Source organism: Edaphobacter sp., from assembly GCF_035532915.1.
Classification (GTDB): Bacteria; Acidobacteriota; Terriglobia; order Terriglobales; family Acidobacteriaceae; genus Edaphobacter.
On the sequence record NZ_DATKQC010000029.1, the window covers coordinates 1 to 9,781 of the forward strand.

General features: G+C 56.0%; 8 protein-coding genes. 6 read left to right on the forward strand and 2 right to left on the reverse strand.

Annotated elements, in window-relative coordinates; genetic code table 11:
• Nucleotides 1-234 precede the first annotated feature (234 nt).
• The 4 genes from VMU57_RS01320 to VMU57_RS01335 all read left to right on the forward strand — a co-directional run bounded on the left by VMU57_RS01320 (nucleotide 235) and on the right by VMU57_RS01335 (nucleotide 3,513).
• A complete protein-coding gene (locus tag VMU57_RS01320) occupies nucleotides 235-471 on the forward strand; it encodes a hypothetical protein (protein WP_325380014.1) in 237 nt (78 codons plus the stop codon).
• A 173-nt stretch (nucleotides 472-644) separates the two neighbouring features.
• On the forward strand, nucleotides 645-809 hold the full coding sequence (locus VMU57_RS01325; protein WP_325380016.1) for a hypothetical protein: 165 nt from the start codon (nucleotides 645-647) through the stop codon (nucleotides 807-809).
• A 126-nt stretch (nucleotides 810-935) separates the two neighbouring features.
• A complete protein-coding gene (locus VMU57_RS01330) occupies nucleotides 936-2,282 on the forward strand; it encodes a hypothetical protein (protein ID WP_325380018.1) in 1,347 nt (448 codons plus the stop codon).
• 49 nt (nucleotides 2,283-2,331) lie between these two features.
• Entirely contained in the window at nucleotides 2,332-3,513 is a 1,182-nt protein-coding gene (locus VMU57_RS01335; protein WP_325380020.1) for a hypothetical protein, read from the forward strand.
• A gap of 546 nt (nucleotides 3,514-4,059) precedes the next feature.
• On the opposite strand, the gene VMU57_RS01340 is transcribed toward VMU57_RS01335, so the two are convergent.
• Together VMU57_RS01340 and VMU57_RS01345 are read right to left on the reverse strand one after the other, a co-directional pair.
• Nucleotides 4,060-5,697, reverse strand: a complete 1,638-nt coding sequence (locus VMU57_RS01340) for a DEAD/DEAH box helicase (protein ID WP_325380022.1) — start codon at nucleotides 5,695-5,697, stop codon at nucleotides 4,060-4,062.
• A 95-nt stretch (nucleotides 5,698-5,792) separates the two neighbouring features.
• On the reverse strand, nucleotides 5,793-6,098 hold the full coding sequence (locus VMU57_RS01345) for a hypothetical protein (protein ID WP_325380024.1): 306 nt from the start codon (nucleotides 6,096-6,098) through the stop codon (nucleotides 5,793-5,795).
• Nucleotides 6,099-7,278: 1,180 nt separating this feature from the next.
• On the opposite strand from VMU57_RS01345, the gene VMU57_RS01350 reads away from it, so the two are divergent.
• Together VMU57_RS01350 and VMU57_RS01355 are read left to right on the forward strand one after the other, a co-directional pair.
• Nucleotides 7,279-9,417: a DEAD/DEAH box helicase family protein gene (locus VMU57_RS01350; protein ID WP_325380026.1), complete on the forward strand. Its 2,139-nt coding sequence runs from the start codon at nucleotides 7,279-7,281 to the stop codon at nucleotides 9,415-9,417.
• On the forward strand, nucleotides 9,410-9,781 hold a 372-nt coding region (locus VMU57_RS01355; RefSeq protein WP_325380028.1), incomplete at its 3' end, for a hypothetical protein. The genes VMU57_RS01350 and VMU57_RS01355, both read left to right, overlap by 8 nt.

A 9,781-nucleotide genomic window follows, 5' to 3' on the forward strand; every position in this document is an offset into this window, starting at 1 on the left:
AGAGAGCGTGATGTCTGGCAAATTGACCGACTCCCGTCGCCCATCACATCACGAGCTGCTGCCTGGAATGCCGCCCATTGCCGGTTCTCTCTGGGAAGAGGGCCTTAGCGTGCGTTTCCGGTCCATTGATTGTCACGCCTCATACTGGGCGATCTTGGATCACCCACACAAAACCTGGTCCTTGGCGCGCTTACCGGGTCATTAACCAACTTCGGAGAATTTTTCATCACAAATTTGACCATACAGAACACCGCCACCCCCTGGACACCGACGCAAATTCAGGCGCTCATGACGAACAACACAATCCCCGCAGGTGCGTCCTATTACGCCTTCAACGGCAATGCGAACGATCAGTCGGGGAACGGCAACAACATCACCCTGACCGGAACGACCTATGGGACGATCACGACGATCCCATCGCGCACTGCGGCAGGGGGTAGGACTGCCGCCGGAAACCGAACGGCCGTCTAGCACCAACTACTCCACCGGCAACCACAAGTACTGGGGGCGATACTTCGGAAAAACCACAACCTGTAGATCATTTCATCGAGCGTTAATACTGCATATGGTAGTTTTGTCGCATCAGCTTCGATGCCGGAGCAACTCTTGCCCGTCGCAGATGCTGAAGGAAAGGAGGAATCAGCATGGACAGCAAGAAACCGACCCCGAAGCGCGTCGATCACCGCGACACCGCCGATCGGCGAGCAGGCCAGCATCAGGGGCCGTATGTCAACGATGGTAAGCTCCCGCGCGCCCGCAATGACGACGGCAGATGGCGAAAGAAGCGATCCGATGCCAAGCCTAAGTAATCCACGCTGTATCTGGTGAGAAGAGGGGTCACGCCTGGTCTCCTCGTGTGACCCCTTGGTTCACGACCTAGAGAGTACATGCTATGCTGGCAGCACCTAGCAGTTGCCACGGAATCAACACCTGCTATGGGCAGCATGGATCGCTGCAGTCAAAGAAAAGAAGGGACTTGTCGCTACGTGGAAAGCTCGAATCCGCTTACCCCTAGGCGTGTAAGCCTTCGTTCCTACGATGCCACTCTTGGCTTCCGTAATATTGATGAACGATCATCAGCACTATCCGACCTGAAGGTGACTCACACCACGGGAATGGCGATGGTCCTTGCGGGGGCCATTAAGGGGCGAGACATCATTCGCGACGCACAGCTTCTCCGCAATGTTGCAGCTGATGTTCTCAAAATACATCCCTTTGCGTTTGAGCCCGTAGTACTTGAACTGGCCGAACTCGAACTCATACGAAACGTACGGAGAAAGGGGGGACAGGTCGCTTCGTTCACCGAAAACATTCCGATCCTCCATGATTCCATCTACGAGAAGCTTGGCGAGAGTTGGTCGTCGCACAGTCCATCAGAACTTGAACAGAAATTTGTCGCGACCATTGATGAACTTGCCAACGGACCAGTGCTCCTCAGCGAACTCAGAAAAACTTATGACATTACCAGTGCGGACGACCGCTGGCTGCGTCAGGTAGCGACACAAGCGGAACTCGTGCAATTTCATACCACGACTAGTGGAGATACACTTGCCGTATCACCCTTATACGCCTTTGAGAATCCGGAAAAGCTATTTACGCTTTTTGAGCAGTTTCCCATTGATAAGGTCCGAGAGGCGTTTACTCAGATTCGTCAATCGGCAGGCTTCCCTGTGCTGATGGATAGCCAGCCAAGTGTCATAAAGGACATCTTACTGTCGGGTCTGATGCCTGCCCCCACGGTCACCGGAGCGGACAAAAGACAACGTGCTTTTATCGTTCTCCCGTACGGAGTAGATCCCGTATTCACCACAACACGGAAACATGTGCTCGAACGAGCGATTGCAACCATTGCCTGCATCCGGTGTGGGGAGATCAGCGGCGGTATAACAGCCATCAAGTTTCCTGATCGATTGCTGGCGCGACTAATGGACAAAGACAGGAAATTCACGCTGGGTGGGCACTCTAGCACGGCCCGCCAGTATGCGCCGCTCATAGCGATGGGGATGATTCATATCGTTTCTGATGGGTACCTTGATGCTGCCCAACTTGTACCGACGCAGGACAATCTTGATGCGGTACAACTGGCCCGTAACTTACTCAATCGCCAAGCAGATGGTATGCCGGAGCGCGGGAATGAACAGGAGGCATCCGACTTGTTGTTAACTGGTGGCGCGTACTTAGCGCCGCTTGAGACTATTTCTCTTGCGCGACGGACAATACCTGCGTTGTCTCCCGGCGAACTTTCGGCTATATGGAATAAAGCGGCCGGATGGGGATCCTAGCATGGCAGGGAGACGTGACGGAGAACGGGATTGGAAGCTCAAGGAGGCAATGCGTGCAATTCTCTGGGCTCAGGGCTATAGCACTCGATTTAATGTGCTGCTTTCATATGAGATCACGCAACGCGGCAAAAGCGAGCCCATTAACTTGGGCTTGACTGATCTCGATGTGTTGGGTGTCCGCCTCGATCCAGGCTTTCGCCTGCATCTCGCCATTGCCGATTGCAAGACCGTGAGTGGTAGAGTTCCTGAACGCATGTTTTGGCTCGCCGGCGTGGCGAAGTTCTTCGGTTCCGATACCAATTACTTAGTACGCTCACAACCGTTTCCTGAGCATGTGCCGTCGTTAGCAAGATCGCTGGACATATCCTTAGTAGGACCAAAGGAACTGCCCATTCTCCTCAATACCTATCCTCAGAGCATGCCGGAAGAATTATACGCACGTTTTCATGACTTTTCTCTTCATGAGAAAGTGACACGCCGACTTTCGCCACTTCCAGCTGAGTTGAGAGATGTCGAAAGGTATAGGAATTCCCAATTCTGGATGGACCCCTCACACCTGGCCTTAAGCAGGGTTATTTTATCTCTAAGCCGGTTGGCGCGCAGTGGGAGTGGGATCGACGCAACAATTCAATGTTTCTTTTCAGATATGGTCTGGCTCTTTACGGTGTCTCTGTGGCGAGCCTGTGCCGCTCTCGTTGCTACCGGCCTTGCCGACCTTGAACAATCGCTCTACCTCTATCTCAACGGCTATGAGGCCGGTACGACGAGTCTGGAGCGATGGCGACGCGCATTTGAAGCGTTAGGGAAAAAAGCGGGAGTGGACACGCCACTGCCGACGCATCCGCCATATTTCAGCGAACTGCTTGAGTTGATCGTCCGGTGCATACGAAGACCTGGTGCAACGGCCAAAATGGCGCGAAGAGCTGAATGGTTGCTTAGTGCGCAGTTGGTTGGCGGCTTGGGTTCTCCTCCGTGGCTAAATAGCGATGATGATGTCCTCGCAGAGAAGCTCTTAGATGATGTCGCACGATTCTTAGTGAGACACGGGAGACTATCCGATAGATATGCAACGGCCTACTCGGCACTAGTATTCGATCAGAGCCAGGTAGAAGAGGTATTGCCCGTCGCGCCGGCGGGTGAAGCGGCGATTCCTCCGCATGCTTCTAACAATCAGCCCGTGGATCAACAGGAGTTACTTCTTGGCGCGGAGTTGGATGTTCCTGGCCCTTAAAGAGGTTACATGTCTTTTACGACAACGGTGGACAACTCACTCGTCCCCGGAAATCTACGGTGCTATAGTCACTCTTACCTGAGCAAGACCACCGAGTTCGCGTAGGAGGCAACGAGATCCGCACCAGTGCCTAGACGGCACACAGGCTGGGTTGGCGCAAGCCAAAGGCCGGCAGGCGTAACGACTGGACACCGCCGACAGAGCGTGATGCCCGGACGCACGGAATACTGCGCATCACATCGAACCCGACCAAGCACGGCGCCGCACGAGGCAACCCACCGTCTTCCTCATTCCAATCGCGGAGAGGGCGGTACAGAGTTTCGGAGTGACCTATAGCTCGCCACCGGCAAGACGCGCAAGCGCCGGACCGGGTGGGACGTTCAACCGTAAGGAGGAATGTTCCGGGCAGACCGTAGGGAAGCTCGCGGCACAAGCGATTCGGCAGGTGACTCAGGGAACGAAAAGGGGAGTTGGTCCTTCGGGGCCGACTCCCCTCTCGTGTATGGAGCGCCGCCCTGCTGGCGCACTTATTCACTAGCGCCATATTCACAGCGATCTTGGCCACCACTGATTGAGATAGTCAACTACGGCATCGTCAGATTCCCTCGCCCCAAAGACACGCATCTCGTCGGCGACTTCCACGACCATATCGATAAAATCCTCATGTGCACCACTGCTTGGATCTTCACAGGTTCCTTCGACGAACAACACTGCAATGCGAGCCAGACGATTGTCAGCCTTCCTCCGTACAACTCGACCCATACGCTGGATCATCTGGCGTCGGGAGCGACTTGTGGCAAGGATGACGGCGAGGTCCGCAGAAGGAACATCAATGCCCTCATCTAGCAGTTTAGGCGCCGCGATAAGCTCATGATCGCCCTCATCGAAAGCAGCGAACACCCTTCGCCTGTCGTCCATGTCCATACCAGAATGAAGGACCGCCGCATCAACCCCGTCAGTCCGCAGCGCTTCTACGGCAGTAGTTGCCGCTTCATTTGTCTGACCAAAGACGATGGATCGGTGTGCGCGCTTTATCGCTGGTACAAGCCCATGAAGGCGACAAAGCTTCTTGCTCGCGCTGGCAAGTACGGCACGTCGCTTAGTAAAGGCGCTGAGATAAAGTCCGGCGACCCTGGCTGCGGCACCGTCGCCGGATTTACCGAGTCGGGCGACCTCTTGCATGAAGACACCGAGAGGGCCTTCGGACACGCCATATTCATTGATCAACCTGCGTTTGTAGCGATTTAGTTTCTCTGATTCCGCATCATAGCTCAACTGTTCATCCGGTAAGAACGACACGCCGACAAATGCAATCTTGAAATGAGCGATGACCTCTTCGGCTAGTGCGGTACCATAGTCCAGCCGGTAGCACACGCCGCCAAAATAGGGATCGAGCACCTCCTGAATCCCGTTGTCGTCTCGCTCGTATGTTGCGGTCAAACCAAGCCGAGCGGCAAACTCAGGCTGAAGCGCGTGGCGCCAGGCCCCTGCCGCATAGTGATGGCATTCGTCTGCAATTAAGAGTCCGCGCGTCAGGTTTGGAGGGAAACAACGGTATCGACAAGCCTTCTGGACCGTCGCCACGACGATCTCGTCGTTCCAGAGATAACCGTCGTTATCGCCATCGAATCGGCCGACCCGGAGCGCTCGGCCCATGGCCGAACCGAGGTGCTTCTCGATCTGATCTACCCATTGCTCGACCAGATCCTTCGTCGGAACGATGACGAGTACCCGGCCTCCTGCACGAAGTTCAAGGGCCGCAGCGGCAAGTGCTAGTCTCGTCTTCCCTCCACCAGTGACGGCTTCGATCACACCACGGCGATTACAGATCAGCCATTCGGCCAGTGCCCGCTCTTGCCACTGGTAAAGTGAATTGAGTAAGTGGTCTGGAGGGTAGCTTTCGCCCAGGATTCGACGTATGGCGCCAACAGTGCTCTGACGGACATCAATGACGGCCGCGGCGTCTGGCTGGACTGGATACCACACCGGACGCTCACTATGGCGCTTCCGGCCGAGCTCCATTTTGAAACGATCCCGGTGCCCATAGAGAATACTGTTGATCTTCGGTATGAGCATCGGGAACTCCTGCTCGCGCAGTACCGTGGCGATTTCTCGGTTATCCAGTCCAGGTTGATTCTCTAGGATCTTTGTGATTATCTCAACAAGATCCGTCGTCGGCACCATACTTAGAGACCCTTTCTCTCGCGTCTTTGCCGATTGCTCCATCGCAATACCGGGCGCATCCTACGCGCACCGGGCGTGGGTTCAGCGTACGCCGCTTAGGTCACCTGCACAACCAGTACTTCCGCCTCATCCTTTTGCTTGCCCCTGCGATTCCGTACGGTGCGATGCCGCATCGTCCGAAACCGGAGCTTGAGGTCTTCCTCTTTGGCGACCTGGCGATAGCGCAACTTGATCGTTTCGGGGCGTTCCTTCGGCTCCAGAGTAAATTCCAGTACCTGACCGGCGGCCTGGGCTTCGCGCAGGAACTGCCGGGCCTCCTCACGTTCCTTGCGTGTGCGGTCATAGCCGCGGCGCCGTGCCCGCTGGATGTCGGTCTTCTCGATCAATCGCACCGTCGGCATCGCGCACCTCTTCCTAGGCGTCCATCCCTTGCAATAGGTGAGAACACACGCTCTCCTCAGCGGATCGCCGGGCCACGTAATCCGTACTCCAGGCGTAAGAGTGCAGAGGCAAGGTATATACTCGGCATCAACGAAGGGGCATACCACCCGGCATGTAGGAGAACCTCGCAAGTGCTGAAGCTAGCGGCAGTGCCATGTTGTTCAGATGGGGACGGACTACCTCGGCGTGACGTCGGTGCTCGCCACCCGGTTTGGGACCGTTCCCATCTTTGTAGTGCAGCAAAGAAGGCCCACGGATGCACTAAACGGTCAGGTCAGGGCGCCCAGCCGGAGCGGTGGTGCCAGCACTAGACAGCGCTACAGCTAACCTTCCCCTATCTACAGGGTGGTTGACAGAGAGAGTCCGCGCCGCACTGATGCCGCAGCATCGGCTACCGGCCGCCTCAACCTCCGACCGAAACAAGCGAAGCGGCGAAGTTCCGCAGAAGAATGGTCTCAGCCCTTGATGCAATACCGTATCTAACAACCATTCAGTCATGCGGCGAGCACGGAGGGTCCACTGGTCTCTAGCATCAACCGTTAGAATGGTAGGCACTACGACCGGTAGGCCGAAATCTGCATTTTTGGGCAGGGGATAGTGAGCGGGTTATGCAGGATGCTGAGTGGTTTCCCCGGCTTGGTGAGGTTCCGGGGATCCAGTACCCGGAAAGCACGTTGGTCGATCGCAGGTCTTTGCTAGGCCATGATTGGCAACCGCAACACTTCAAATACTTTCTTGAAGATCGATACCATGTCAGGTGGCCTGCATACGATGCGGAATGGACCACAGCGTCGCCGGCACAGCAGTGGTATTCGCGGAGCCCAGCACAGGGCCATTCAGCTGCAGCAACGTTGCGACATCTCCATGAAGTACTCGAACTCCCTGGGGACCTCTTCACGTACCACCTAGCCATCATGACCGGCAGCGAGAGCCTTTTTAGGTTTCGACGCACGGACCCCTGGGTGCTTGAGGAGGTAGAACGGTTCTGCTTGTTAGATATGGAGCTCATTGTCGCGTACCCAGCCATGATTGCGGAGGAGCGGGCCCCCGGGGGCTACGTGCGGTCATCTACATTCAGAATCCTTCGGAATCTCTACGAGAAAGATGGATATCTGCGCGAAGCTATGGAGATCGCACGCCTTGCTGCGCGATTTCATCAGGAAAGCCCGGGCTTGGAGAAGATCGAGCAGCGGCTCGCTATTCTTGAAGCTGAGAATGATGTCTGAGCGACCAGTATACGAGAACCTCATCGCCACGTCCTTTCTCGAGTTTGCCTTTCTTCGCTGGATCCTCCATGCTGCTGCCACACCAGTAATCGTTCGACACATTACACCGCAGCAACCGGTACAAGCAAGCGACCATGCTTATAGGATTGATTACGCCATTACGGGAGCAACTGCACGGCTTGCAGTCGAGCTGGACGGCTTCACCTTCCATAGTGATCGTGCTGCCTTCACCTATGATCGAATGCGCCAGAATGACCTACAGTCGGCTGGCTGGACCGTCATACGATTCTCCTATGATGCCATACGTCTGGAAACCGCTCGCTGTATCGCACAGTTGCAGGCGGCCATCGCCAGTGATACTCTATTGCGGTCCATGGTGATTGGTACACCGACCATCGAAACACCAGACATGAGACCGGAGGTCTTTTCCGGCTTCAGGCCGGTGCTGGAGGCACCAGGGATGATGGCCAACTACTATCCATCGGTCCGCGGCAAGTTGAACCAGAAGACCTTGCGCGAATGTCAGAGCCAGGCCCTTGCAGCACTGGCAAACTACTTCCGTACGGGCGGGCGCAACGCTGCCTGCGTCATGTCAGTGGGGGCTGGTAAGACTGCGCTTGGTGTGGCTGCATGCTTGAGCTTCGCCGAGCGGCGAGCCTTGATCATCACGCCCGGCAGTGTCATTCGCGGCACCTTCGATGTCGCATTCGACCCGCATGCCAGCCGCAACGCCTTGTATAGCCTTCCCGGTGGACCGCTCATTCCTGGGTGCCTACCGCCAAGCGTACGTGTGCTCGATCGGGACGAGGGTCCTATCCGCGGAGTTTCGCGGGCAGACTTGCTGGCTGCGGACGTGATCCTCACGAACTTCCATTCACTCGGGTCAGGTAACGACCCGGATGATCTGCTTGCCAAACTGGCGCCAGAGGATGTGGACCTAATTATCGTGGATGAGGCCCACATCTCTGCGGCAGAGTCGTATCAGCGGGCATTTCGGCATTTCTCGCACGCCCGCACAATACTTATGTCAGCGTGTTTTCAGCGTCTCGACGGTAAGCCAATAGATGCGGATGTGGTCTATCGCTATAGGCTGATTGATTCGATTGCTGATGGGAATGCAAAAAACCTGCGCGTCCGGCGCTTTGCACCGCGAGCCGAGGAGACAACCTATGAGATGGTTTGGCCCGATGGGAGACACGAAGAGATCGTCGGTCGGGATGCACTTCTTGATGTGCTTCAGGATGAGCGAAAGCTCGCACGGATCACTGCCAAATCGGATGCCTCTATACGGCAGGTGATGCAAGCAGTCAAGACCGCGCTTGATGAACAGGCACGAGTGCTCTATCCCATCAAACCGCGGGTTCTTTTCTCAGCCTTGGGCGAACGACATGCCGAGCAAATCGCGCGTATCGCTGACGAGTATGGGATTCCAAGCGCGCACCTGCATCACTCGATGAGCGACATCCGCATTCGGGCAATTCGCGAGCGATTTGAACAGGAATCCGGCGACTTGCAAGGTTTGGCACAACTCAAGATGCTCGGGCAGGGCTATGACTTTCCACCAATCACCGTCGTGGTACCCCTACGTCCGTATGGCAGTTTTAGTGAGTTCTATCAGTTTGTCGGCCGCGGTATCCGGGTCTTGCTACATCCAGCGCTTGTCGGTCGCGTAGGGCCTGCCGTGCAGTTCCTTGACATTATCTGCCACGGTGAGCTTGGTCTTGACGAGCACATCATGACGATCTACCGCGAAAACGATATGGACCCGCAGACAATGGAAACCCTCCCACAGGTAGAGCAGCGGGACGGAGGCGACGACGTTACCTTGGGGTTCAACGGTCGCGACACAGCCATGCAGGCCGCCACCTTTGTGCTCTTTGAGCAGGGTAATATTGAACAGCGAGTGGTGCACGATCAAGAGCGTGTCGAGCGGCGCCGTGCCGAGCGAGAACGGGAGTTATTGGCGCAACGCTATGCCACGTACGCACAGGGAACGGACAATCCAGCAACCTTCGAGCAGTTCGTGCAGCTGATGAAGATTATGCATGAGTGACGCTCACGGCAACTTCGGTGCCCGGTTTGCTGGGGCACGCTCGCTACGTGAGATGGACCTGCTCGAACGCACCGAAGGGCGCGCGGAGGGGTTTGTGCAGTTCGACGCCTTCATTGGTGATCTACTGACGCGACTCCTACAAGATGGTCCGATGGTACAAATTGCATGGTCTACTAGTGGCCCTTCACAGATGGAATTTGTTGGACTCACCGGAGCACAGCGCACATTCATGGAAGAGTGCTGGAGCCTCGACCGGCAGCAAGAGCGGGGAGCATGGTTCCTTGAAGAGCAAGTCTCTGCTGCTGCCGAACTTCTGAACCTACCCTATCATTACCGGACCCATGGGCGATTTGCGGCAACCCTC

Coding starts and splice junctions, on each gene's coding strand:
- VMU57_RS01325 (WP_325380016.1), top strand. CDS start 645: ATGGACAGCAAGAAACCGACCCCGAAGCGCGTCGATCACCGCGACACC.
- VMU57_RS01330 (WP_325380018.1), top strand. CDS start 936: ATGGGCAGCATGGATCGCTGCAGTCAAAGAAAAGAAGGGACTTGTCGC.
- VMU57_RS01335 (WP_325380020.1), top strand. CDS start 2,332: ATGCGTGCAATTCTCTGGGCTCAGGGCTATAGCACTCGATTTAATGTG.
- VMU57_RS01340 (WP_325380022.1), bottom strand. CDS start 5,697: ATGGTGCCGACGACGGATCTTGTTGAGATAATCACAAAGATCCTAGAG.
- VMU57_RS01345 (WP_325380024.1), bottom strand. CDS start 6,098: ATGCCGACGGTGCGATTGATCGAGAAGACCGACATCCAGCGGGCACGG.